Origin of the sequence: Paenibacillus pinistramenti, assembly GCF_005869875.1 — a bacterium.
Taxonomy (GTDB): Bacteria; Bacillota; Bacilli; order Paenibacillales; family Paenibacillaceae; genus Fontibacillus; species Fontibacillus pinistramenti.
This window is the reverse complement of the sequence record NZ_VAWG01000006.1, coordinates 34,754-59,405: the sequence shown is the minus strand read 5'-3', so window position 1 is coordinate 59,405 and position 24,652 is coordinate 34,754. Positions and strand designations below refer to the sequence as shown.

Genomic DNA, 24,652 nt, shown 5'->3' with positions numbered 1-24,652 from the left:
AGCTGGAGGCCCGTTCGTTGCCGGGCGGTTTTTCCGATTTTATTGACTATTGTGTTAATGTTTGATAGATATGTAAGCATAGACATTAAACGCATGATATTTTTTATATATCTCAGACAGGAGCTGCAACTTGGAATGGACAAACCGACATGGCCAGCTGAAGTTATAGAACATATTCCCGACGTGTTGAGCTGCTTTACCGAAGATGGAATTTGTTTGTCGGTTTCACCCTCTGTAACGAAAGTTCTTGGCTACAAGCCTGAAGAAATGACCGGCAGCGGATTTCTGGATCTATTCTGCCCGGAAGATAAAGACCGGGTGCTTCAGCTGCTGAATGAAGGCGGCGGAGTCTGCACCTGCCTGGTCAGTAACAGCGGGGGGGAAATGATTCCGCTGGAGATTTCCGTAAGCGTTATCTCACCGCCTGTGGGGGGGGGCTCGCGCCTCGCGGCTGCCCGCGATATTTCGGAGCGGTACCGTAAGGATCAGATGCTGAACCAGGCTCTGGAAATTACTAAGATCGGCGTTTGGGAATGGGACATCATTTCGGACAAGGTAACCTTGTCTGACTCCGTATTCCGGATGTTCGGCTGCGGCAGCACGGTCGAGATATTTTCTCATGATGATCTGCTGCTGGGAATTCATGCAGAGGACCGGGAGGCTCTGACGAAAGCCATTGCTGAGGCTCTTGATGGCGGTGAATTGAATGAGATTTTCCGCACCGCGGACGGCCGCCAGTATTTGCACTTCCGGGCAACGGTCACACGGGATGCAGACGGCGAACCGGTACGGATCAGCGGTACGGTACAAGATGTGACGGACCGGAAGAAGGTAGAAATGGAGCTGCAGGAGACGGTTGAGCGCTATACGTCGCTGAAGAAATACAACTATGACGCCGTTTTCTCCCTGACGCTTCAAGGGGATATTATTCACGCTAACAAAGTGGCCGAGCGCATGACCGGCTATCAAGCGTCCGAGATGTCTGGACAGCCTTTCGTAAAGTTTATAGGTGAGGATACGCTGCCGCCGATCTTTGAAGGGCAGGTGAACGAGAATCTGATTGAACAGATTGTTCACCGGGACGGCAGTGTGACCGAGGTGCTGTCTACTTTTGCTCCGATCATCATCAACGGGGAGCAGGTCGGCCTCTATGTGATCGCCAAAGACATTTCCGAGCAGAAGAAGCTGCTTGTTGCCAAAGAAGCTGCGGAGCGCACAAACAGAGCCAAGAGCCAGTTTCTCGCCATGATGAGCCATGAAATCCGCACCCCGATGAACGGCGTGATCGGCATGACCGAGCTGCTGTTGAATTCGCCGGGATTGGAGAACAGCCAGATCGAATATGTGCAGATGATTCGCAAGAGCGGGGAGCTGCTGCTCAGCATCATAAACGATATTCTCGATTTCTCGAGGCTGGAATCCGGCAAAACGCCTCTCCTTCTCAGCAGCTTCAGTATAAAGGAGTGCGTAGAAGAGACGATTCAGCTGCTGGCTACCCAGACCCGGGAGAAGGGGATCGCCATTGTCTTCGAACGGGATTCTGATGCGCCTGATTACATAAGCGGTGATGTCGGCAAGCTGAAGCAGGTGCTCGTCAATCTGATTGGCAACGCTGTAAAGTTCACGTTCCAGGGCTCGGTATCCGTTTCGGTGAAGCGGGTACCGGGAGACGGGAGTAAGCAGAAGATTCAGTTTACGGTTCGCGATACCGGAATCGGAATCCCTGAACAGCAGCGGGAGCATCTGTTTGAGCCATTTTACCGGCTGGAGCATTATATCAATCGAAACAGTGAGGGGTCAGGCCTCGGCCTCGCCATCTGCAAGCAGCTGGTTGAGCTGATGGGCGGAGAAATCTGGCTGGATGAAGGCAAGCCGGAGGGAGGCAGCACTTTTCACTTTACAGTCAAGGCTGATGAGGTTATAAGTCACCTGCCGGAATCTGCGGCAGCCGAGGCGCAAGCCGCCGCTTCGCTTCACAGAAGGCAGCTTCATGTTCTGGTTGCTGAGGATAACGAAATTAACCAGAAAGTCATCAAGAAAATGCTCGAGAAGCAGGGGCACAGCGTAGAGGTCGTAGACAACGGCTTTGCGGTGCTGGAAGCGGTTAAGAAGCATGCCTATGATATGATCTTTATGGATGTTCTCATGCCTGGAATGGATGGGCTGGAGGCATCCCGGAGCCTGAACCGGACCTATCCGAAAGAGAAGAGGCCGGTGATCATTGCGGTGACCGCAAATGCTCTGCCGGATGACCGTGACAAAGCCATTCAGGCCGGCATGGACGACTATCTGAGCAAGCCGTTGAAGAGCCAGGCGATTTCGGATATGATCAATAAGCATTTTAAACTGTAGCTTTATTTGCAGCTTCATTTGTAGCAGTTTTTATAGCTTTATAGCAGCGGGGCGGACATTGTTGTCCGTCTCTTTTTATTGAGGACTTCTCATAAAAATACTCTGTTATAACGCAGGCTCCCAGCCGCTCTGACATTGACAAGGAACAGGAATCGTCATATAGTTGTTATGACAACCTTTTAATTTGGAGGGATTTCATGTTGAACAACGGGCTGGATGAGTCGCTGGGATTCCTGCTTGGCGTAGCCTACCGGAAGGTGGCGCAGCTGTTTCAGCACCATCTGAAGGATCATAATATGACCCCGGAGCAGTGGGCGGTGCTCTACCGGATCAGTGAAGAGGACGGGATGATTCAGCGGGAGATCGGCAGGCGGGCGGAGAAAGACAAGCCGACGACTACCCGGATTCTTGCCTCCCTGGAAGAGAAAGGGCTGATCCGGAAGGTAGGAGGGACCGAGGACCGGCGGTCTGTCCGTGTCTACATCACGCCGGAGGGAAGAACCAAGGTTCAGCAGATTGAACCCTTGGAGCGGGCCGCCATGGAAGAAGCGCGTGCCGGATTCAGCGATGAAGAATACAAGCTGCTTATGGGGCTGCTGGGCCGTCTGATCCGGAACAGCGGTCCTGACCTCGGTCCTGGCCTCAGTCCTGACCTCAGTCCTGATAAAGTACAGAAACAAGATGAATTTAAGCAGGATAGGAGTGTTGAACATCAATAATCAAGCATCTGGACAAATAGAGAAAGCGGAACCCTTATGGACCAAATCATTTATTCTACTGACTGTCAGCTATCTGCTGCTGTTCTTAAGCCTGCAGATGCTGCTTTCCCCTTTTCCCGCCTATGTGAAGGAACGATTTCATCCCGGAGATTTTCTGGTCAGCATGGTTACAAGCTTGTTCGCTTTGTCTGCCATCTGCACCCGGCTGGCCGTCGTTCCTGTACTGAGAAAGGTTCACAGGAATATCGTGTTATTCACCGGACTTATCATTGCCGCGGCAGCTACCTTTCTATACGGCTTCGCCGGCTCGATCGGCGCCGTCCTGGCGCTTCGGGTCATGTTCGGGATCGGGTTTGGAATGGCCAGCACGGTCATGCCGACACTCGTCTCCCAGATTATTCCGAAGCAGCGCCTCGGGGAAGGCATCGGTTATTTCGGGCTGTCGACCAGTCTGGCCATGTCCTTTGGCCCGATGATCGGTCTGACGGTGATGGACGGCTATGGCTTTAAACCGTTGACCAATGCAGGAACGCTGGCCGTACTGCTCATCCTTCCGGTTCTTCTCCTGACCCGTAGTGTTCCCCCGCAGCCGGCCCGGACGCAGGAGCATCATGCCGGAAGCCCTGGGAAGCATGTTAAACCGCCGCGTTATATCAATAGAAAAATTGCGCTTCCCGCGCTGCTGAATACGCTTATGTCTTTGACCTACGGAAGCCTGCTCGGCTTTCTGGCTTTGTACGGCAAAGAAATCCACCTTGCCCAAATCGGCTTGTTCTTCTTGTTTAACGCCATAACTGTACTGATTATCCGCCCTGTATCCGGCAGACTGTTTGACAGCAAAGGACCTGCTGCTGTGCTGGTCCCTGCGGGAATCATTGTATTTGCCAGCCTGTTCCTGCTGTCTTATGTGCACGGCCTGCCGCTGTTGATCGTTTCGGCGCTGCTGTACGGACTGGGCTTCGGGGCGATTCAGCCGGCCACCCAGGCCTGGATGCTGCGGGAAAGCCCTTCCTACAGCCATGGGGCGGTCAACAGCCTGTTCTACAACTCGATCGACTTTGGCGTTGCGGCCGGCTCCATGCTGCTCGGCATCGTCGCTTCCCATTCCGGCTACGCCGTCATGTACCGCTGGTCGGCCTGCAATATGCTGCTGTTCCTGGCCGTATTTGCAATCGGTCGGCTGTTATCGCGCAGTAAGCACGCTGTGGCGGAAGACGTTACTTCGAACGATAAAGGATAGAAAAAAGCAGAAATAAAGCTATAATAAGTAGTAAAATGTTAAGCTTGTGAAAATTGCAGATGCGGATCGCGAAAGAATCGGAACGTGAATAATTCGGTTCGCGAAAGATTCGGCGGCCGCATCCCGCAGGCTCACAAGCCAAGCCCTTCGGACGGCAGTCCGGAATGGAGGATACATATGAGCAGTTTGGATTTGCTTCGCCAGCCCAAGCAGCGCAAGCTGCTGCTGAGTGCAGGAATCAGCTGGCTGTTCGACGCGATGGACGTCGGGCTGCTGTCTTTTGTAGTAACGGATCTTGCGAAGAAATGGGCGCTCTCCTCCTCGCAAATCGGTGTTCTGACGAGCATTAACGCAGTGGGGATGGTCTTCGGGGCAGCCTTGGCGGGGATTCTGGCTGACCGCTATGGGCGGAAGGCGGTTTTGCTGTGGACCCTGCTCATCTTCTCAATCGCGAGCGGCTTGTCGGCGCTTGCAGCAAGCTTCACCGTGCTGTGCCTGCTGCGGTTCGTTGTCGGGTTCGGTCTCGGCGGAGAGCTTCCGGTAGCCTCAACGCTGGTGTCGGAATCCGTCCCGGTCAGGGACAGGGGGAGGGCAGTGGTGCTGCTCGAGAGCTTCTGGGCGGTCGGCTGGATCGCCGCAGCGGTTGTGGCGTATTTCGTCATCCCTGAATACGGCTGGCAGGCAGCGTTTGTCATCGGCGCTATTCCCGCGCTCTACGGCTTATATCTGCGCCGGGCGATTGAGGATTCACCGCGCTATCTAAAGGGCAGACAGGAACGGGGACCTTCCTTCGGGGAACGCTTCTCGCTGGTATGGTCGCGCCAGGCCCGCCGCTCCACGATCATGCTGTGGATCCTGTGGTTTACCGTTGTCTTCTCGTATTACGGCATGTTTCTGTGGCTCCCGACGGTGATGGCCGGCAAAGGCTACAGCACGGTAAAAAGCTTCGAATATGTGCTTATCATGACGATCGCCCAGCTGCCGGGCTATTTCACGGCCGCTTATTTTATCGAGAAATTCGGGCGCAAGTTCGTATTGGTGATTTATTTGCTGATGACCGCGCTGAGCGCTTTGTGGTTCGGCCATGCTTCCTCGCTGTCCTCGCTGCTTACCGCCGGTGTCTGCTTGTCCTTCTTTAACCTGGGGGCTTGGGGGGCGATGTACGCTTACAGTCCGGAGCAGTATTCGACTAAACTGCGCTCAACCGGCGTAGGCATGGCGACGGCCTTCGGGCGGATCGGCGGGGTACTCGGGCCCCTGCTGGTAGGCTATATGCGTGACCAGGCGGTGCCTGTAGGAACCATATTTACGATGTTCTTTATAACAGTGCTGGCTGGCGCCGCAGCCGTGCTGTTTCTGGGTAAGGAAACGAAAGGGCTGGAAATTGAAGATTGACGGAGGTGCCTCACCATGGCGAAAAAGAATGGCAGACAGCAGCAGCAGGCTTCTGTCCGTGAAGAGAATAAGGCCGCTACGCTTAAAGATCTGCTGAATCCGGATGTAGTGAACAAATTGAAGGAGCAGGCTGCGGAAATGAAGCGTGATGAAGAGAACCGCAGGGAGCAGGAGCGGATGAAAGCGGAGGAGGCCCGCAGACAGGAGCAGAAGCGCCTGGAGAGCAGTTTTGAATATCTGCTGGACAACAGCAGTCAGGACTGGAAAAAGTTCAAGTGACAAGCGTGTAAGAAGCGCGTAAGCCAGAAGCCGGCAGGGTGATCCTGCCGGTTTTTTTTCGGCCGAGAATAGGGATTTACAAAACTAATGCCATTAGTTATATTGAATTTAATGAATCCTGATAAGGGAGAGAGAAGAATGAAAATCACCAAGCACAAAGAGCTGATTCAGCTGAGCTTTATGCCGCGCCTTTTTCCGGTTAACTGCTATCTGATCGAGCTGGAACGGGAATTGATGCTGATTGATGCTGCTTTGCCTTTTAGTGTGAAGGGGATATTAAAGGCCGTGAAGCAGTTTGGAAAACCGCTGAGCACCGTCCTGCTTACCCATGCGCATAATGATCATATTGGCGCGCTGGACGGCCTTAAGGAGGCTGTCCCCGGAATCAGCATCGGAATATCGGAACGGGATTCCCGCCTTCTGGCCGGAGACCGTTCACTGGACCCGCAGGAACGGCAGACACCGATCCGCGGAGGTGTGCCGTCCGGAGTAACCTCCAGGCCGGATTTGCTGCTTCGGGACGGTGATCGTATCGGTCCTCTGCTAGCTGTCAGCTGCCCGGGGCATACGCCCGGGTCGATGGCTTTTCTTGATGAGCGAAACGGCAGCCTCATTGCCGGGGACGCTTTTCAGCTGCGGGGAGGCATTGCGGTATCCGGACAGCTTCAGCCCTGGTTTCCCTTTCCGGCCCTGGCAACTTGGAGTCCGGAAGAGGCCCTGCTGTCCGCCCGCAAATTGATAGAGTGCCGCCCATCGGTGCTGGCCGTCGGTCACGGCAGTCTGCTGCATCATCCTCTGGAGGCAATGACCCGTGCCGCAGAGAAGGCCGGACAGAAGCTGCAAGGGAAAGGGGGCAATCCCGGTGCCTAGAGCCGGCCTGGATGAGAACTTTGTCCTGCAGGCAGCGGCAGAGCTTGCGGATACCCTCGGGGCGGATGGGGTCACACTCGCCGTTCTGGCGAAACGGTTAAATATCCGTCCGCCTTCCTTGTACAATCACATTCAAGGCCTGCCGGATCTCCGCAGGAAGCTGGCGGTTTACGGGGTGGATCTTCTTTACCGCGAAATGAAGCAGGCGCTGGAATCCGGCGTTTCTAAGCCCGAGAAGCTGCAAGCGCTTGTAGAAGCTTATTTGTCGTTTGCCGAGCGGCATCCCGGCTTATATGAGCTCACCCAGCGTTCGCTCGGGCCGGAGGTTCGGTCCGCCGGAGAACCGATCGTTCAGTTGATGCTAGAGCAATTGAAACAGATGGGAATCTATGGCCGTTCTGCTATTCATGCGGTTCGCGGACTGCGGAGTATTCTGCATGGATTTGTTTCGCTGTCGAAAGAGGAAGGATTCGGCCTGCCGTATGCCTGGAAGGAAAGTCTGGATTATACGCTGCGGGCGTTTCTCAAGGGATTGAAGACCATGGCGGAAGGGAATAAATAAAAGAGGGCAGACGATGATTAACTTTGTTTCAGAAGGGTAAAGAATCAACATAGGGTAAAGAAAATCAACAAGGGTACCTGCGGACAAAAATAATCCCCGTCATATAGTTGGCGGGGTGACTTTGCCCACGACCCGGTGAGCGACATATTATAATCCTATATGCAAATAGGAATTTTATGCCTGAAGCAGATAAAAAACAGATGATGAAATGGAAAAAGGAGCACTAGGCTCCTATTTCAGACTCAAGACACGTATTACGTGTGATTTTATCCACGACTAGGTGGATGACATATGAATATGATGTACACAGACCATGTACACATAAAAACTTCTTGGCATAATAGTAACCTTTTCGTAGGTTATTGTCAACAGCATTTTTGCGCTGTATATCAAAGCCCAAACGTCCATTTGACACGGTTTTCAAGCCGATTGATGTCTTCCTCATCCAGATTGCCGAGGTGTTCTTTCAAACGAACCTTGCTGACGGATGTCGTTTCTTCGGTTTTGGCGGCAGAGTCAAAGGCCAGAAAGTCGTATTTATGCTTAAACAAGAAATAATGGCTTTGGAACCGGGGTACTGGCAGGCCGTCTTTGGTCAGAACAGCTTGTCCGGTTTTGAAGTTGGTTTTGGATTTGAGATTTTTGGTCAGCGGAACAACAAGTACATTGCCGGAGGTCGAGTTAACCGTATTATTGGAAATTATAATGACCGGGCGTTCTTCGTTCTGCTCACAGCCGATATTCTCGCCGAAATTACAAAAGTGAACGGCGCCGCGGGTCATTTTGCGGCTCATTTGTGTCTTCTCGTTATCGATCCAGTGGTGGGCCAGCTCAATCTTGACCGGCTTCCACTTCAAAATGGCCTCTTCCTTCTGCTTCTTAAGTCTTGCGAACCGGTCGCGCTGGACTGGCACGCGTTTAGGTGAATTTACATGTCCTTCTTCGCTCATGGCTCCTCCTGTTTTTCTCTTCTCATTTTCTCTACATATTTTCTCTACACATTGGGTGGTTGGCACGGTCCTTCACAGCGCATGACAGCGCATGGCAGTAAAAAAAGGGAATATGATTATTTGTACACGCAAATGCAGTCATCTTAAACAATCGGGAAGAAAAAAAGTGCGGATGACGGCCGCAGTCTCCCGGCGGAGCCGGCAGCAGAAGTTTGGCCGAATAAAGCAGTAGTTTATTCTGTATACCATAATTTAGGCGGTGAAGCAAGCAGCTTCCCCGCCAGAACACAGGATGCGGAAAAATGCGGAATTTTATAAGCGAAGACTGTACATTTTTTGACAAAAAGGGCGGTAGAGTGCTAATTTATAAGCGTTCCAATTGAATTCCAGGTTCTGCTCCTGGCCGGATCCAGGCAGAGCCCCTGGGCAAGGCTAAAAATTACCGCATTGAATGCCAAAGGTGGATGACGAATTTACTTATGAAATTCTCGAGTGATTCTATTATAACGATGGATGACATCGTCCGCGAGGGCGACCCGATCCTTCGGACTGTAACCAAGCCTGTAAGTATTCCGCCTGCACCGGAAGATCTTGCTGAAATGGACGCGATGCTGCTGTTCCTGAAGAACAGCCAGGATGAGGAAACCGCCAGAAAGTATAAGCTGCGCGCCGGCGTAGGCTTGTCTGCGAATCAGATTGGCCTGGATAAACGGATGTTCGCTGCTTATTTTCTGGACGACTCGGGGAATCCTGTGGAGCTGGGCCTATTCAATCCAAAAATCATCAGCCATTCAGAGTCTATGACCTATCTGCCGGAAAGTGAGGGCTGCCTCTCGGTCGACCGTGCCGTACAGGGATTTGTGCCCCGCTACGAGAAGATTCAGCTCAAAGCATGGGACCGCGAAGGGAAGGAGCTGAAGCTCCGGTTCCGCGGTTTTGCGGCGATCGTAATGCAGCATGAGATGGATCATTTAAACGGAATCATGTTCTATGATCATATTAACAAGGAGAATCCGTATAAGCTTCCAGCTAATGTGCGGATATCGAGCCTGTATTAGAAGCCGCTGACCAAGACCGGAGTTATGTGTGCAAAAGAGGACACGCTTTGCTAAGATGATGACAGCAGCCAAGGCTGCGCAACACCACATTGGAGGATTATCTATGAACAACTCGTCTATCGCATCAATGATTGATCATACGCTTCTTAAGCCGGAGGCCCGCAAAGAGGATATTCTGAAGCTTGCAGCTGAAGCTGCGGAGCACGGATTTGCTTCCGTATGTGTCAACCCGGTTTGGGTAGCAGCAGCGGCAGAAGCGCTGAAGGACAGCCCGAACGTGAAGGTATGTACGGTGATCGGCTTCCCGCTCGGAGCCTCCCATCCTGCAGTCAAGGCCTTTGAAACGGCTCAGGCTGTGAAGGACGGAGCAGGGGAGATCGACATGGTCATCAACATCGGAGCGCTGAAAGACGGAGACGACGAACTCGTGCAGCGTGATATTCACGGTGTAGTTGAGGCTGCCGGCGGCAAGCTGGTCAAGGTCATTATCGAGACCTGTCTGCTTACGAAAGAAGAAATCGAGCGGGCCAGCCGCTTGTCTGTTGCTGCAGGAGCCCATTTTGTGAAGACCTCCACAGGCTTCTCGAAGGGCGGGGCTACGGTTGAGGACGTGGCTCTCATGCGCCAAACCGTTGGTCCGGAGATCGGCGTGAAAGCATCCGGCGGCGTTAGAACAGCCGAAGATGCGCTGGCCATGATTAAAGCGGGAGCTACGCGTCTTGGCACCAGCGGCGGTGTAGCCATCGCTCAGGGCTTGAAGAGCACTACGGATTATTAAAAATAGAATGAGCTCAAAACCTTCGTCCGCCTTTGGACGGAGGTTTTTTGTCTTTAGTGAGATCAAGCCCATTTACTTTGCCGGGCGGCAGTCGTATAATAAAGCCAAAAGTTTCTGCAAGTAAACAAATTTGAACAAATGCAACAATGATTATCATTCTCAATACCATGCTGCTTCGGGAGGCTCCCGGAGCAGCATGTGTCGTTTTAAGGGGATTAAAAATGCTTCTCATTCTCAATAAAGAAGGGACGGATGATCGGTGGAGGCACTTGAGAAGAATGCAATTACGGTGAATGAGGCGCTCGGAGGGCGGGATCCGCGCAGAAAAAGAAAGCTGCCTTTCCTCTCCATGCTCCGGCATGGGGAAATGCTTCAGGCGGCGGGCAGCGGGCTGCTCATGCTGGGAGGCTGGGCAGCCGGGCATTGGTCGTCGCATTGGCTGTCGCTCATCCTCTATGTGATGGCCTACAGTGTGGGCGGCTGGACCAAAGCGAAGGAAGCGGCTGTTACTCTGGTGAAGGAGCGCGACCTTGACGTTAATCTGCTTATGATCGCAGCTGCGGTTGGAGCGGCCGCTATCGGCTACTGGAATGAGGGGGCGATGCTGATCTTCATTTTCGCGCTGAGCGGCGCTCTGGAGTCGTTCGCAAGCGATCAGAGCCGCAAGAGCATCTCGTCGCTGATGGCCATGAGACCCGAGAAGGGGGTCCGCGTGAGCGGAGGCCGAATGGAGTCCGTGCCCGTGAGCGAGCTTGCCGCAGGGGACCTGGTGCTTGTCCGTCCGGGTGAAATCATCCCGGCAGACGGCATTATCCAAAGCGGGTCATCTGCGGTGAACCAGGCCGCTATCACGGGGGAATCCATACCGGCGGACAAGACGGCAGGAGACGAAGTCTATGCCGGCACGCTGAACGGGGAGAACGCTCTGTATGTGGAAGTGTCCGGCCCGGCTGAAGATACTTTATTTGCCAAAATAGTTGCGCTGGTCGAGCAGGCGGAGGAAGCGGTGCCCGCATCCCAGCGGTTTATCGAGAAATTCGAGGGGATTTATGCGCGGACGATCGTCGCGGCGACCCTGCTGCTGATCGTCTTGTGTCCATTCGTCTTCGGATGGACTTGGAATTTATCTTTTTATAAAGCCATGGTCTTTCTGGTTGTCGCGTCGCCGTGCGCATTAGTGGCATCCATTATGCCTGCCATGCTGTCAGCGATTTCAAGCAGCGCCCGCAAAGGCATTCTGTTCAAAGGCAGCATTCATGTGCAGAATCTGGCCGAGACGCGCGTTGTGGCGTTCGACAAAACCGGCACGCTGACGATGGGCAAGCCGGTGGTGACCGATTTGATCGCCAAAGAAGGGGAGGAAGAAGCCCGGCTTCTTCAAATGGCGGCCTCAGCCGAGCAGGGCTCCTCTCATCCGCTGGCCAAGGCGGTAGTGGCAGAGGCTGCCCGGCAGGGAATTGCCCTGCAGCCAATAACGGAGATGAAATCTATCGCCGGCTGGGGTGTAGAGGCGATCATAGGCGGCGCGGAGTGGAGAATCGGCAAGCCGGGCAGTGCGGCTCAGCTGAGCATCGATCATTGTCCGCAAGCAGAGGAAGAGGCCTGGTGGATGGAGCCGGTCCGGAAGCTCGAATCCGAAGGGAAGACGGTATCCGTTATTCTTCGAAATGAGGAGCTTGTAGGCCTGCTTGCGCTGCGGGACGAAGTCAGACCGGCGGCCAAGGCGGCTGTAAGCCGCCTGCATGAGCTGGGAATCAAGGCGGCGATGCTGACCGGCGATAATGAGGCGACAGCAAGGGCAATTGCGGCTGAAGCCGGAATCGACGTGGTGCTGAGCGGCCTGCTGCCGCAGGACAAAGCGAAGCAGATTGAGCGGCTGCGCGGGCAGTACGGCGGAGTAGTGATGGTAGGCGACGGCGTCAATGACGCTCCGGCTCTGGCTGCTGCCAATGTCGGCATCGGGATGGGGGCAGGCAGCGGCGCCGCCCTTGATGCGGCGGATGTCGTTCTGATGAACGATGACATCGGGCGCATTGCCGGAGCCATATCGCTGAGCCGCAGAAGCCTGAGTATTGTGAAGCAGAATATGATTTTTGCGGTGGCAGTGATTACGCTGCTGATTGCAGGCAACTTCGGTATCGGGATTCCGCTTCCGCTTGGTGTGGTAGGACATGAGGGAAGCACCATTCTGGTCATCTTGAACGGACTCCGCTTATTGCGGTACGGCTCTCACTCTTCATGATTTCTTCATTTAACTTTCATAGGATACTCCCGATAGGTATGTTGACTTCAATTTAAAGGTGCCAGATAATATTTTACAGAAGATATGGCAGCTGATTGATTACAATTTAGAATATTGGGGGAACTGAACATGTATAAATCTATTATTATCGGTACCGGCCCTGCCGGCCTTACTGCAGCTATTTATTTGGCCCGCGCCAACATGAAGCCGCTTGTGATCGAGGGGCCTCAGCCGGGCGGACAGCTTACGACGACTACCGAAGTCGAGAACTTCCCTGGTTTTCCGGAAGGCATCATGGGTCCTGATCTGATGGACAACATGCGCCAGCAGGCGGAGCGTTTCGGCGCAGAATTCCGCACAGGCTGGGTCAACAGCGTGGACACCAGCAGCAGACCTTTCAAGCTGCAGGTTGACGGACTGGGCGAGCTGGTCGCCGAGACTTTGATCATCTCCACAGGCGCTACTGCGAAATACCTCGGCATCCCGGGCGAGCAGGATAATGTCGGCCGCGGTGTCAGCACCTGCGCTACGTGCGACGGATTCTTTTTCCGCGGTAAAGAGATTATTGTTGTCGGCGGCGGCGATTCGGCGCTTGAGGAAGCTGGCTTCCTGACCCGTTTCGCCTCCAAAGTGACCCTGGTTCACCGCAGAGACGAGCTCCGCGCCTCCAAGATCATGCAGGACCGCGTCCGCGCCAACGAGAAAGTGGAGTGGGCACTGAACCGCACACCGCTTGAGGTTGTAACGAACGAAGCCGGCGTAACCGGCCTGAAAGTGCTTAACAACGCAACAGGCGAAGAAGAAATCATTGAAGCGAACGGCGTGTTTGTCGCGATCGGCCACCATCCGAACACCGGATTCCTGGGCGGACAGATCACAACGGACGAGAATGGTTATATCGTGGTTAAAGCAGGCACCTCCGAAACGAACGTACCCGGCATCTTCGCCTGCGGCGACGTGCAGGATACCCGCTACCGCCAGGCGATCACAGCAGCAGGCAGCGGATGCATGGCAGCAATCGACGCCGAGAAATTTATCGAAGCGATGGAGCATGAACAAACGGCCGTATTGGGTTAAAATAAGAATAGATCTAATTCAGGTTGAAGGGAGATTTTTAGGAAATGGAAAATGTAATTGTTTATACAAGCACAAACTGCCCGAACTGCAAGCAGGTCAAGAGCTTCCTTGCTGATAAAGGAGTTTCTTACGAGGAGCGCAACATCGAAACGAATGAAGAATACGCCCAGCAGGTATGGGATATGGGCATGCGCGCTGTGCCGGTAACGGTAATCGGCGAACAGAAGATTCTAGGCAACAACAAACTGAAGCTGGAAAAGGCTTTGGCTGAGCTGGCTTAAGACAGTCAATAAGTACGTGAGAGGCTTGCCGGATATTGTCCGGTGAGCCTTTTTTTATTTTACAAAATAAACGCCGGGCTCGACAAAACTAGAACCTCCCGTGCTCAGAAGGCTGTGCTACAATCAGGAGAGAAACGGTACAAGAAGGGAAAGCAAGTTTCTTAGCGAGCATTATTGGGTGATAAGCATCAAGGCGTCAGCTGGTTAAACTAGATGTGGATGCAAAAGGGGAGAAGAGCATGAAGAACCTCCGAAGCCTAATTTGGAAAGCTGCTGTTATCGGTTCCTTAACCCTGGGTGCCTCTCCGGCTGGAGCTGTGGGCAGCACATCCGCCTCGCCGGCGGGTCAAACACAAACAGCGCTTGTTACCGAGCTGCAGGTTGAACAGCAGCTGGCTGCTGTATTAGCGGCCCACAAGAATACGGCGAACTTTAAGTACAAGGGTGATACAAGCAAATTTGAAGCTCTGCTGGATGCTGCGCTGATGAAGGCCTTGGACAAATCGCCTTACATGCGGTATATCCTCGACCGCTATCAGTATGCCTGGAAGGGCAGCAGCGCGCTTGTGAATGTCACCGTATCGTTTACCTACAGGGAGACGACGGAGCAGACGGCATATGTGGACCAGCGGGTCAAGGGCATTCTGGGAACAATCATTACTCCGGCTATGACAAGTGATGAGAAAGTAAAGGCCATCCACGACTGGATCGTGGGGGATTTGAAATATGACGAGAGCCTGCGGAATTATACGGCTTATTCCGGTCTGACAACGGGTGAGGCGGTTTGTCAGGGGTACACCCTGCTGGCCTACAAGCTGTTGTCCGGTGCCGGAATAAAGAGCCTTATTGCGGAGGGGACGGCAAACGGCCAGCCGCATGCCTGGAACCTGGTGTCGCTTGGCGGCCGGTGGTACCATCTGGATACGACCTGGGATGACCCGGTGGGGCAGAAGGCAGGCGCACCCATCAGCTATGACTATTACTTGCTGTCTGACTCCGAGATAAAGAAGGATCACAGCTGGACCAAAGCCTATCCGGCGGCGGGAGTAACTTACAGGACGGCACTGTCCGGCCTTAAACGATCCGATCCGGCCCATGCGGCTGTTTACAGGGCGCTGGAGCAGGAGCTGGGCTACACGCTCTATGAGGAAGGACAGAGTGTTTCCGGCAGCGCAGGATTAATAACCAAGGCGAAAGAGGCCATCAAGGCCGGCAAGTCAGAGGCTACGGTCCGGTATTCCGGCCAGGAGACGCAGCTGGTCAAAGATTTGGGGAAATTATACACCCTGAACATCCAGAATATTACGTACTATGCAGAACCGCTGAATGGAACGAAGGATCTGAAGGTAACCATTGCCTGGCAGAATTAATTCTTTCAAATCGGTCTGCCAAAAAGAAGGAAGACGTGCCGCACGGCTGAGCTGTGCGGCACGTCTTCTTAATTTTTTATCAGCTGCGCTCCCGTTTCGCCATCTGCTGCCAGACCGTGCCGGCGGCTTCCTCGCCGGCTTCAATCCGCTCGAGCGCCATGCGGGCCTGCAGGCTGACCTCGAACTCGGGGTCCTGAGCCGCTTCAAGCAGCGCATCGCGGGCACTGTCGGTTCCGACTTCGTACAGGAACCGGGCGGCGCGCCAGCGGACAAGCTTGCTCTTGTCGCGCAGGGTCTCGATCATCGGTCCGGTAGCGGCGGGATCGCCAATATCGGACAGGGTGTCGCCGGCGGTTCTGCGCACGGCGGCTGAGGCGTCCTTGAGCGCCTGGTACAGCAGCTCCATCGCTTCCGGCGTCCGCAGGTCGCCGAGATACACAACCGCGAGGCGCCGGACCTGCATCTGCGGATCCTTCAGCGCTTTGGCCAGCAGCGGCAGCGCGCTTTCGTCCGGCTGCAGGCCGTCAAGCGCGGCATAGCGGATGTGCCAGTCCTCATGGCTCATCCGCTCGCTGGCCTCCTGCAGGCTGAAGCTGCGGCGTTCTTCGACGAATTCGCCCTGCTTCTGGCCGTGGGCAATCGCCTGCTTCACAATATCCGCCAGACGCTCCGGCGGATAGGCGGCTTCCAGCTCCTGCTCCACTTCGCGGGCGATGTCCGGCAGCTCGCCGTACCGCACGCCGTAATCCGTCAGCTTGCGCTCCTTGATCAGCGTGGCGCTGGCAACCTCCGTTATGGCGTTGACGAAACGCTCGGATAGGGCGATCCGTTCCTCCTCGCCCCGGGCTTTAACCCGGATCTGCATCGGAATGCCGCGGAAGAACTGCACGAACACTTCTGCTTCGCCGAAGTGGCCGGCGGCCGCCTCCGGATCCTCCGGCGACCAGGCGGACTCTACGCCTTTCTGGCCGAACTGCTCCTGTACGGCGGCAAGGATGGCCTGCCAGTCCGCGCTGCCGATCCGGTCCAGGGCGATAAAATCAGCCGTATGGAACACGCTTTTTACACCGGGAATATGAAGCAGGTTTACAATAAAAGGCGGTGCGGAGCGCTCATTGCCGGCTGTATATGTTTTTCGGATACCAGGCTCCAATGTTTCGTCCAGATGAAGCTTCATCGTGTTGGGGCTTGGCGTCGGTTCGATAAAGGTAATTCTCATATGAGTTCACTTCCTTCCTTAGGTCATCTTTATTTTACAACAAGTAAGGGGGAAGTCCCAAGCGTGCCGGAAATGCTGCATCGGAATGGAAGCTGCAAATGAAGGGGACCAGTTTGGAAACCGCCTTGTTATTGGTTAAAATAATTGAAGAATGATTTAAGCGAAGGAGGAGACCTTTTTATGGCTAGAGACCGGTACAGCAACATGAATAATGTGAGCACCGACAAGACGCTCAAGCAGTTTCGACAATGGCGGGAAGAACGCCGGAGCAAGAAAAAGGACTACTCCTTTGTAATCCCGAATATGCAGCCGGACCTGGAGTTCCTGCGCAGTAACCGTACAGAGCCTACTTTAACGTGGATCGGGCATTCCACTTTTTTTATTCAATATGAAGGTGTAAATATCGTAACGGACCCGGTCTGGGCGCCCCGAATGGGCTTTCAGCGCCGCCTCGGTTCGCCGGGCGTGCCGATCTCGGACGTTCCGGAGGTTGACCTGATTCTGATTTCGCATTCCCACTATGACCACATGCATGTCTCTTCGATCCGCCGGCTTTATGGGCCGAATACGGAGCTCATTGTGCCTTCCGGGCTGAAACGGAAGATGGAGCGGAAGGGCTTCCGGCGCTGCCGGGAAATGAGCTGGTGGGAACGACTGTCCGTGAAGGGGTTTGAACTGTCTTTTGTCCCTTCGCAGCATTGGACGCGGCGGACACCGTTTGACACCAACTCCTCGCATTGGGGCGGGTTTGTGCTGGAGCCGGGGCCAAACCGGAAGGCTGCGCAGCCGCCGGTCATTTATTTTGCGGGGGACAGCGGTTATTTTGCAGGCTTCAAAGAAATCGGCAGCCGCTTTAACATTGATGTAGCTCTCATTCCGATCGGCGCTTACGAGCCGGAATGGTTTATGACGCCGCAGCATACGACACCTGAAGAAGGCGTTCAGGCCTTTCTGGATGTACAAGCGAAGATGATGGTGCCGATGCATTATGGGACTTTCCGGCTAGCGGATGATACAGCGAGAGAAGCGCTCGACCGCTTGGAGCAGGACCGTCTGAAGAGAGGGCTTTCGGAAGAACAGATCCGGGTCGTCATTCACGGCGAGACTTTGCGGCTATAGTCCGGCTGAAACTTTATCTCCTAATCCTAGGAAAAGGGTTCGAATGCGGCGATTGGTATGCTATAATATTGAGTCAGCAGTGTGAATAATGATAAAGGACGGTAATCGAATCCATGATAAGTACAAGTGGTGTAACGCTCCGCTACGGAAAACGGGCACTTTTTGAAGATGTGAATATAAAATTTACAGCCGGCAACTGCTATGGTTTGATCGGCGCAAACGGTGCGGGCAAATCGACCTTTCTGAAAATATTGTCCGGCGAAATTGAAGCCAACAGCGGCGATGTGTTTATGACGCCGGGCGAACGTATGGCAGTATTGAAGCAGAACCATTACGAATATGATGATTTTCCAGTGCTTGAAACGGTTATTATGGGCCATGACCGTCTTTACAGCGTAATGAAAGAAAAGGATGCCTTGTACGCTAAAGCGGACTTTTCCGAAGAAGACGGCATGCGTGCAGGTGAACTAGAAGGCGAATTCGCGGAAATGGACGGCTGGAATGCGGAGTCCGATGCGGCTTCCCTGCTGATCGGCCTCGGTATTGCGCGTGATCTTCACGACAAACAAATGCGTGAGTTGAGCGGTAACGAGAAGGTCCGCGTCCTGCTTGCCCAGGCTTTGTTCGGTACTCCGAACAACCTGCTGCTTGACGAACCTACGAACCATCTGGATATGGAATCCATCGCTTGGCTGGAGAACTTCTTGATGGATTATGAAGGCACTGTTATCGTGGTATCCCACGACCGTCACTTCCTGAACAAAGTTTGTACGCATATCGCGGACATCGACTTCGGCAAAATCCAGCTGTACGTCGGCAACTACGACTTCTGGTATGAATCCAGCCAGCTGGCACTCAAGCTAACCCGTGAATCGAACAAGAAGAAGGAAGAGAAGATCAAAGAGCTGCAGGCGTTTATTCAACGTTTCTCCGCGAACGCTTCGAAATCGAAGCAGGCGACTTCCCGTAAGAAGCAGCTCGACAAGATTACGCTTGAGGACATCCGTCCTTCCAACCGGAAATATCCGTTCCTGCACTTTAAGGCAGAACGTGAAGCCGGCAAGCAGCTGCTCACTGTTGAAGGCCTGACGAAAAGCCTGGAAGGCGAACAGGTGCTCAGCAACGTGAACATTGTGGTTAACAAAGGCGACAAAATTGCGTTTGTTGGACCAAACGGGTTCGCTAAAACGACACTTTACCAAACGATCATGGGCGAGCTGGAGCCGGACGCGGGATCTTACAGCTGGGGCGTAACGACTTCCCAGGCTTATTTCCCGAAAGACAACTCCGCTTATTTCGACGGTGTGGACTTGAACCTTGTGGAATGGCTGCGCCAATACTCCAATGACCAGGACGAAACCTTCCTGCGCGGCTTCCTTGGACGGATGTTGTTCGCAGGCGAAGAAGCGCTGAAGAAAGCAAGCGTGCTGTCCGGGGGCGAGAAGGTCCGCTGTATGCTGGCGAAGATGATGCTCAACGGCGCGAACGTCCTGATCTTCGATGAGCCTACGAACCACTTGGACCTCGAATCCATTACGGCGCTGAACAACGGTCTCATCGACTTTGACGGCACGATTCTGTTTACGTCGCATGACCATCAGTTCGTGCAGACGATCGCCAACCGCATCATTGAAATTACGCCGAATGGCGTGATCGACCGCGTGATGAGCTATGACGAATATCTCGAAAACGAAGAGATCCAGAACCTGCGCAAGGAGCTGTATCCCGCTGAGATGATTGAGAAATAAAGATGATTGAGAAATAAAGATAAATCGCAGGGCAATCGGAATCCTATTCCTGCTCCCTGCATCCCAAACAAACAAGCAGGCCGCGTTCGCGGCCTGCTTTTGTTTGTCCTGCTCTTATGATCCGCCTGTCCGGCGGCGCTGGTTGTTCGGCTTTTTGTTGTTCTGGCTTCGCAGCGTCTTTGTCGCTTGATTTCCGGGTGCAGAGGAATTCTTGCCGCCGCCGGCCTGCTGCTGTTTCTTCTGCTCCAGCTTTTGGCGGATCGCTTCAGCCAGATCAATCTTCTTGGGCTGATTGTTCTCATTTTCGCTCATGTCTTTCATCTCCTTGGATCAGAGGCTGTCCTTATTTTATACGTTTTTAAATCGGCGAACAATGGGATGCTGCAAAAGATTGTTCCGACGGGACAGGCTGGCTTCCGCTTGCGGGAAGGGGGCTGTGTTATTTTTGTGAAATATTCAGAAAAAGGCTCCGGATCTTGCACGAGTGCAACTTTGGTAATTGTAACCTCATCTGGATAATCTGCCAATAATCGTGACTATTGGATTATAAAAACTAGCAAAACGAGTAGTTCTAAAGTACCGGTGTGCTAAGAATTGCTAATTTGGACTCATAGGCTCCTAAGAGCGCGGCTGTCTATAATGGTGGCAAGCTAAAGTAAGGATACAAGCTTTCCTATTCGTCTCTTAAAGCTAAATAAACCATATGAAGCACAACAGGAGGAGCTACAGATGAGAGTCACCAAATGGACAGCAGCAGCTTTATTGGGAGCAGCGGTATTGGCCGGCCTGCCGGCTTTGCCAGCATCGCCTATTCATGCGGCCGAGGTACAGAGCCAGGTTTATACAGGAGTTGTGGTAAAAGGGGTAAATTTACGTTCACAGCCGTCTACTTCAGGAAGCATTATCACCATGCTCAAGACAGGGGAAACACTGACGAATGTCACGGCAAGCGGAAGTTACTGGTACAAGGTAACGACTTCTTCCGGTGTAACGGGATATGTCAGTTCTTCATCTGCTTACATACAAGTTACGCCTGTTACAAGCACGAGCAGCCAGTCTAGTTCGGCTGCAACCGGGCTCATCGTTTCAGGAGTCAATCTCCGCAGCGAGCCCTCTACGTCCAGCAGCGTTATCCGGCTTGTGAAGAAAGGGGAGACCGTTCAGGTTCTTGAAGCCCCTAACAGCTATTGGTACAAGATCAAGACTTCGGATGGACAAACCGGTTATATCAGCTCATCCTCCAAGTACGTAGAGGTGCAGGGCCAAGTTCCTAGCAGCAGCGGCAGCGTCAGTGGCAGCACAGGCGGCACCAGCAGCTCTAATAGCAGCGTGGGAAGCACGGCTAGCCGTGACCAGCTGATCCAGAAAGTCTTTGAAGTCGGCCGGAGCTATCTTGGAACCCCGTATCAGTACGGATCCGACCGCAGCACCACCGCCACGTTTGACTGTTCAGATTTTACGAGAACCGCTTACCGTGAAGCGACAGGAGTCATTTTGCCGGCAGATTCTCGCCAGCAGGGAGACTGGGTAAAGGCGAACAGTACAGCAGTTTATGATATAAACAGCCTGAAGCCGGGGGATCTGATGTTCTTTATGGATTATCTGGGATCCACGGATGCAGCCTATGCAGGCGTTGACAAGACCCAGGCACGGATTTCTCACGTAGCCATCTATATGGGCAACGGCCAAATCCTGCATACTTATTCCGTCAGCTCAGGCGGCGTCCGAATCGATACTTTGTCCACATCCTGGAAGAGACGGTTCCTGTTCGGAGGCAGCGTATTGTAACAGCTGGTTGTTACCGCGTGATCGCGGGCGATCATGCATAAAACAAAAAACGGATCTTCTCTTGCGAGAGGATCCGTTTTTGTGTACGGCATTCATTGTACAGAAGAGTCCGGGAGTCCGGTCTTCCAGCTTGCTTGCTACCTATGCAGTCTTTGCTATGATATTATGGATAAGCGATGTAGCCCGGAGCATACACCCATGCTTTTCCGAGCCAAGTGTAAATTTCTACCCAGTCTCCTACCATATTGCCGGTTGGCGTTACGGTTTGCGGAGCCAGAGCGCTCCATGCTTTGCCTTGAGGAACATCGTAGAAATAAGTAACTTCAGTCAGCTCCAGCGGGGCCGGGGCAACGGTAATCAGTTCTGGAACAATAATAGGCTCCATCATGGATCCTTCGTATGTAGTGCCAGTTGCAGTAGTTGTGGATACGACTTCACCAGTAACAACACTGCTGTCTGCTGCGGAAGCAGCGGATGCCAAGGCTGCAGTTAAAGCAAAGGAAGCTGTGATTGCCGCGATTTTTTTCATAAATAAGTTCCTCCTCTATTTAAATTAAATTTTGTGTCGCTCGCATTTATTTAATAACCACGGTAATAGGACTAGAATCATAGTTTGAGAAAAATATGCCAATTAAGGAAGCTAATCTTCCTATTGGCGGTCCTGGAAGGAGGCTGTAATGCGCAAGAAACGCTGGATAATCGGAATTCCGCTTCTTCTCGCGGTTGTTCTGGCTGCTGCTGTTGCTGGGTTCATTTCTTATATCAGGCCAACCCATGAGCTCAGCCTCAGTTATGAAGAAATAGACTGGGAGGGCAAGCTTCTGGGTATTGTCCAGTCCGGGGAAACGGCTTTGACACTGAGCGAAGAGGAAATCAACAATCTGTGCAAGAAGGGGCTGGCGGAGCGTGCGGCTGAGGAGGGGGTGTCGTACACGATCGAGGGAGCCGATTTTCATTTGAACGGGAACCAGCTTTCGGCTGACGCCATTGTAAAATGGGGACCAGTCCGCGGGGAAGGCACCGCCTACTTCGCGCTGTCCTTTGAAAACGGCAGACTGATTATGACGCCTCAATCGGTCAAGATCCGGAACCATGCTTTCTCCCCGTCCTTATTCAAGCTCAAGACGATTCAGATTGACCCCGGCCAGTATCTGCCTGAGCTCGTACAGATTACGAAGATCAGCTTTGGCGAGCACGAGATGAAGATCGGATTCTCCATTGATTGGATGCTGCTTCCCGGTCTGCTGAAGTAATTGAAAGGACTGAAAGGACTGAAATGGCTGAAATGGCTGAGTTCGGCTTAAATACTGGAACTGAAATGTTATAACTGAAACGCTAAAACTGAAATGTTGAACCAAAAAAGGAGGACCCGTGCGGGTCCTCCTTTTTCTGCAGCTGCTTTAGTTATATAGACTGAACTTCGTCCTGATCCGGCTGCTTTAGCTACATAGAGCTTCTTCGTCCCCGTCCGACAAAGAGCGAGATAACGAAGAGGATAAGAAACAGGAAGAACAAGACTTTGGCAACAACGGCAGCTGCGGCCACAATAATATGGAAGAATCCGAAGATGCCGGCAATTAAAGCAACTACAAGAAAGATAAGCGCCCATTTCAACATGAAAACCAACCTTCTTTCATAAGTAAATGTTAGAGCTCCAGGCATCACCCGGCATCCGGCATGTCATTCTTTCCGTTCAGGTACCATTTGGGGAAGGGATGATCTGCCGGGCGCCGTCCCGATGGGGCGGTTAACCAAGAGCCTTTGTAGCCACCATTAACCGGAGGCCGGGGGGATGAATCAGGAGCGGAAAGACCAGTTTTTACCTGTCACTCGGCCTTGTTTCGGGCGAAAAACGATAGGGTAACTAAGAACTAACTCAATCATCACAGAAAGCGAGGAAACGCTATGTCACTTATTTGGCAGCTCAGTGTGGCACTGATTGCAGTGGCTTTTACAGGCCTTGTAATCTATTTGATTAAAACCTTAAAGGCAGCCGAGAAATCGCTCGACAAAACTTCGCAGACGCTGCAGGAGGTTCAGAAGACAATTGACGAGCTGGGATATGAAGTCAAGCATGTGCTCCGCCATGCAAACGGCATTACGGAGGACGTTCAGAACAAAATGAAGCAGATTGATCCTGTACTGGATACCGTTAAAAATGTCGGCGATGTGCTGAGCGAGGTCTCACTTGCTGCTAAGCAGGTGTCCACGACCTTGATCGAACGCTTTAAGAAATCGGCGGATCAGCCCGAGCATACCCCATCTGCTGCTAAAGCAGCGGTTCAGACACCATCGGACCGGACGATTAATGCCTACGCTGCGTCGCATCCGCAGCGCTCTCATGGAGGCTGGATGAAATGGGTCGACGTTGCAGCCGGACTGTGGCAGAAGTACCGTGCTTAAGAAGCCTGAGAAAGGATGATTATATATGCTGAGTTTATGGACCTTAATGCTGACCCTGCTGAGTTCGTCTTCGAGTTTGCCGGGAGTTCCCGGTACAGCAGTGGAATCTGCAGCACCAGCACCCGGAATTTCCCTGACGGCAAGCAGCCAGCAAGCCGGTCACTGGACTCAGCCTTTTCAGGCTTTGGAGCTTCAAACCCGCAGGCCGGAGGAACTTCGGCTTGCCTCTCTTCAAACCTTGAACGGAGTCGCGCTGGATTGGAGCTCACGAGAGCTTGTTGCAGCTATGGGCGAACCAGTCAGAATCACTTACGACTCTATTACGGGCTATACCGAATATCACTATCCGGAGGTTACGGCCGGGCTGTATGACGATACTGTCTATTATGTTCATGCGGACAAGCTTCAAGGCGGAATTCATGTGAACGGACAGTTTATTCCCCTGACCCGCAAGGGACTGGACTTGTTCTTAGGCAATCCATCCAGCCGGGCAGAAGACGGGGAGGTTTACAGCCGTGAGGAGAAGGTGCTCAAGGTTTATACCAGCCAGGATGGGAACCGGACCGGAGCAGATTTATTTGATGAGATCATTTCCTGACCGCAAGGGTCAACAGGTAATGGTCAAAAAAATAATGCTCAAAAAAATAATGGACAAAAAAATAATGGTCAAAAAATATTATTAACCTGTTTCAATTGCTTTGTAACAGGTTAATAATTGACGGGTCAGTCACTAATGATGATTCTGTCGATCCTGTCAACGAAAGCAACGATAATATAGGAGAGGATGAGTATCATGAGCTCAATGAATAATACACAAGCTTATGCCAAAGTCGTTCCAAATGGTGTGCAGGCGGTTCAGGAAGTCGAGGAGCTGCGCCGGACAGGCTACAGTGACGATCAGATCTTTGTGCTTGCCCACGAGGAAAGCCGTACGGACCGGATTGCCGAAACGGCAGCCGCATCCGAAATCGGGATGAAGGAAGAAGGCATGATGGACACGGTAGCCAATTTGTTCCGTTCGCGCGGCGACGAACTCCGGGCGAAAATAACCTCCCTTGGCTTTACCGATCACGAAGCAGATTTCTATGAGAAAGAGCTGGATCTAGGGAAAGTGCTGGTTATTGCCAAGCAGAAATCCTGACTGATAAAATTTAAAATACAGCATATTCAGACAGCATCAGAGCTTGTTCGGCTGTCATTCA

25 protein-coding genes are annotated in these 24,652 nt (G+C 52.8%); 20 read left to right on the top strand and 5 right to left on the bottom strand.

Annotation, left to right across the window (positions count from 1 at the left end; translation table 11 throughout):
* Positions 1-135 precede the first annotated feature (135 nt).
* The 7 genes from FCN15_RS09575 to FCN15_RS09545 all read left to right on the top strand — a co-directional run bounded on the left by FCN15_RS09575 (position 136) and on the right by FCN15_RS09545 (position 7,417).
* On the top strand, positions 136-2,352 hold the full coding sequence (locus FCN15_RS09575) for a PAS domain S-box protein (protein ID WP_162515330.1): 2,217 nt from the start codon (positions 136-138) through the stop codon (positions 2,350-2,352).
* 197 nt (positions 2,353-2,549) lie between these two features.
* Positions 2,550-3,071 (top strand): MarR family winged helix-turn-helix transcriptional regulator, encoded by a 522-nt coding sequence (locus FCN15_RS09570; protein ID WP_138494791.1) that lies wholly within the window; start codon positions 2,550-2,552, stop codon positions 3,069-3,071.
* Positions 3,058-4,311 (top strand): MFS transporter, encoded by a 1,254-nt coding sequence (locus tag FCN15_RS09565; RefSeq protein WP_238996595.1) that lies wholly within the window; start codon positions 3,058-3,060, stop codon positions 4,309-4,311. The genes FCN15_RS09570 and FCN15_RS09565 overlap by 14 nt, the downstream gene beginning before the upstream one ends.
* A 177-nt stretch (positions 4,312-4,488) precedes the next feature.
* Positions 4,489-5,706 (top strand): MFS transporter, encoded by a 1,218-nt coding sequence (locus tag FCN15_RS09560; RefSeq protein ID WP_138494789.1) that lies wholly within the window; start codon positions 4,489-4,491, stop codon positions 5,704-5,706.
* Positions 5,707-5,721: 15 nt separating this feature from the next.
* The gene (locus FCN15_RS09555) at positions 5,722-5,985 is read left to right on the top strand and encodes a YqkE family protein (RefSeq protein ID WP_138494788.1); all 264 of its coding nucleotides are present in this window, start codon (positions 5,722-5,724) and stop codon (positions 5,983-5,985) included.
* Positions 5,986-6,123: 138 nt separating this feature from the next.
* On the top strand, positions 6,124-6,855 hold the full coding sequence (locus FCN15_RS09550; protein ID WP_138494787.1) for an MBL fold metallo-hydrolase: 732 nt from the start codon (positions 6,124-6,126) through the stop codon (positions 6,853-6,855).
* Positions 6,848-7,417: a TetR/AcrR family transcriptional regulator gene (locus tag FCN15_RS09545; protein WP_138494786.1), complete on the top strand. Its 570-nt coding sequence runs from the start codon at positions 6,848-6,850 to the stop codon at positions 7,415-7,417. The genes FCN15_RS09550 and FCN15_RS09545 overlap by 8 nt, the downstream gene beginning before the upstream one ends.
* Before the next feature lie 389 nt (positions 7,418-7,806).
* On the opposite strand, the gene FCN15_RS09540 is transcribed toward FCN15_RS09545, so the two are convergent.
* The gene (locus FCN15_RS09540) at positions 7,807-8,367 is read right to left on the bottom strand and encodes a type II toxin-antitoxin system PemK/MazF family toxin (protein WP_138494785.1); all 561 of its coding nucleotides are present in this window, start codon (positions 8,365-8,367) and stop codon (positions 7,807-7,809) included.
* A gap of 464 nt (positions 8,368-8,831) precedes the next feature.
* Here FCN15_RS09540 and def point away from each other — a divergent pair, with 464 nt between their 5' ends.
* The 6 genes from def to FCN15_RS09510 all read left to right on the top strand — a co-directional run bounded on the left by def (position 8,832) and on the right by FCN15_RS09510 (position 15,173).
* Positions 8,832-9,425 (top strand): peptide deformylase, encoded by a 594-nt coding sequence (gene def, locus FCN15_RS09535; RefSeq protein ID WP_138494784.1) that lies wholly within the window; start codon positions 8,832-8,834, stop codon positions 9,423-9,425.
* Between the two features lie 103 nt (positions 9,426-9,528).
* Complete coding sequence (gene deoC / locus FCN15_RS09530; protein ID WP_138494783.1) at positions 9,529-10,203, top strand: deoxyribose-phosphate aldolase; 675 nt, start codon at positions 9,529-9,531, stop codon at positions 10,201-10,203.
* 259 nt (positions 10,204-10,462) lie between these two features.
* The gene (locus FCN15_RS09525) at positions 10,463-12,445 is read left to right on the top strand and encodes a heavy metal translocating P-type ATPase (RefSeq protein WP_420819563.1); all 1,983 of its coding nucleotides are present in this window, start codon (positions 10,463-10,465) and stop codon (positions 12,443-12,445) included.
* 129 nt (positions 12,446-12,574) lie between these two features.
* A complete protein-coding gene (gene trxB, locus FCN15_RS09520; RefSeq protein ID WP_138494782.1) occupies positions 12,575-13,522 on the top strand; it encodes a thioredoxin-disulfide reductase in 948 nt (315 codons plus the stop codon).
* Between the two features lie 44 nt (positions 13,523-13,566).
* Complete coding sequence (locus FCN15_RS09515; protein ID WP_138494781.1) at positions 13,567-13,803, top strand: glutaredoxin family protein; 237 nt, start codon at positions 13,567-13,569, stop codon at positions 13,801-13,803.
* Between the two features lie 239 nt (positions 13,804-14,042).
* Positions 14,043-15,173, top strand: coding sequence for a transglutaminase domain-containing protein (locus FCN15_RS09510; protein ID WP_138494780.1), 1,131 nt, complete (start codon positions 14,043-14,045; stop codon positions 15,171-15,173).
* Positions 15,174-15,252: 79 nt separating this feature from the next.
* On the opposite strand, the gene FCN15_RS09505 is transcribed toward FCN15_RS09510, so the two are convergent.
* Positions 15,253-16,392, bottom strand: a complete 1,140-nt coding sequence (locus FCN15_RS09505; RefSeq protein WP_138494779.1) for a virulence factor — start codon at positions 16,390-16,392, stop codon at positions 15,253-15,255.
* Positions 16,393-16,572: 180 nt separating this feature from the next.
* Here FCN15_RS09505 and FCN15_RS09500 point away from each other — a divergent pair, with 180 nt between their 5' ends.
* Entirely contained in the window at positions 16,573-17,511 is a 939-nt protein-coding gene (locus FCN15_RS09500; protein WP_138494778.1) for an MBL fold metallo-hydrolase, read from the top strand.
* Positions 17,512-17,624: 113 nt separating this feature from the next.
* Positions 17,625-19,259 carry an ABC-F family ATP-binding cassette domain-containing protein gene (locus FCN15_RS09495; RefSeq protein WP_138494777.1) on the top strand — a complete coding sequence of 545 codons (1,635 nt, stop codon included), beginning with the start codon at positions 17,625-17,627 and terminating at the stop codon, positions 19,257-19,259.
* 114 nt (positions 19,260-19,373) lie between these two features.
* Here the strand turns inward: FCN15_RS09495 and FCN15_RS09490 are convergent, their stop codons facing one another.
* Entirely contained in the window at positions 19,374-19,571 is a 198-nt protein-coding gene (locus FCN15_RS09490; protein ID WP_138494776.1) for a hypothetical protein, read from the bottom strand.
* A 417-nt stretch (positions 19,572-19,988) separates the two neighbouring features.
* Between FCN15_RS09490 and FCN15_RS09485 the strand changes: the two genes are divergently transcribed.
* Complete coding sequence (locus tag FCN15_RS09485; RefSeq protein WP_138494775.1) at positions 19,989-21,047, top strand: C40 family peptidase; 1,059 nt, start codon at positions 19,989-19,991, stop codon at positions 21,045-21,047.
* A gap of 163 nt (positions 21,048-21,210) precedes the next feature.
* Here FCN15_RS09485 and FCN15_RS09480 read toward each other — a convergent pair whose 3' ends face one another.
* Positions 21,211-21,576, bottom strand: a complete 366-nt coding sequence (locus FCN15_RS09480) for a hypothetical protein (protein WP_138494774.1) — start codon at positions 21,574-21,576, stop codon at positions 21,211-21,213.
* Positions 21,577-21,724: 148 nt separating this feature from the next.
* On the opposite strand from FCN15_RS09480, the gene FCN15_RS09475 reads away from it, so the two are divergent.
* Positions 21,725-22,300, top strand: a complete 576-nt coding sequence (locus FCN15_RS09475) for a hypothetical protein (RefSeq protein ID WP_138494773.1) — start codon at positions 21,725-21,727, stop codon at positions 22,298-22,300.
* 190 nt (positions 22,301-22,490) lie between these two features.
* Here the strand turns inward: FCN15_RS09475 and FCN15_RS09470 are convergent, their stop codons facing one another.
* Entirely contained in the window at positions 22,491-22,664 is a 174-nt protein-coding gene (locus FCN15_RS09470) for a DUF1328 family protein (RefSeq protein WP_138494772.1), read from the bottom strand.
* Between the two features lie 288 nt (positions 22,665-22,952).
* Between FCN15_RS09470 and FCN15_RS09465 the strand changes: the two genes are divergently transcribed.
* The 3 genes from FCN15_RS09465 (at position 22,953) to FCN15_RS09455 (ending at position 24,591) form a co-directional block, all read left to right on the top strand.
* Positions 22,953-23,450 carry a DUF948 domain-containing protein gene (locus FCN15_RS09465; RefSeq protein ID WP_138494771.1) on the top strand — a complete coding sequence of 166 codons (498 nt, stop codon included), beginning with the start codon at positions 22,953-22,955 and terminating at the stop codon, positions 23,448-23,450.
* 25 nt (positions 23,451-23,475) lie between these two features.
* Positions 23,476-24,048, top strand: a complete 573-nt coding sequence (locus FCN15_RS09460; protein WP_138494770.1) for a hypothetical protein — start codon at positions 23,476-23,478, stop codon at positions 24,046-24,048.
* 195 nt (positions 24,049-24,243) lie between these two features.
* Positions 24,244-24,591 carry a YflT domain-containing protein gene (locus FCN15_RS09455; RefSeq protein ID WP_420819562.1) on the top strand — a complete coding sequence of 116 codons (348 nt, stop codon included), beginning with the start codon at positions 24,244-24,246 and terminating at the stop codon, positions 24,589-24,591.
* The last annotated feature ends 61 nt before the right edge of the window (positions 24,592-24,652 follow it).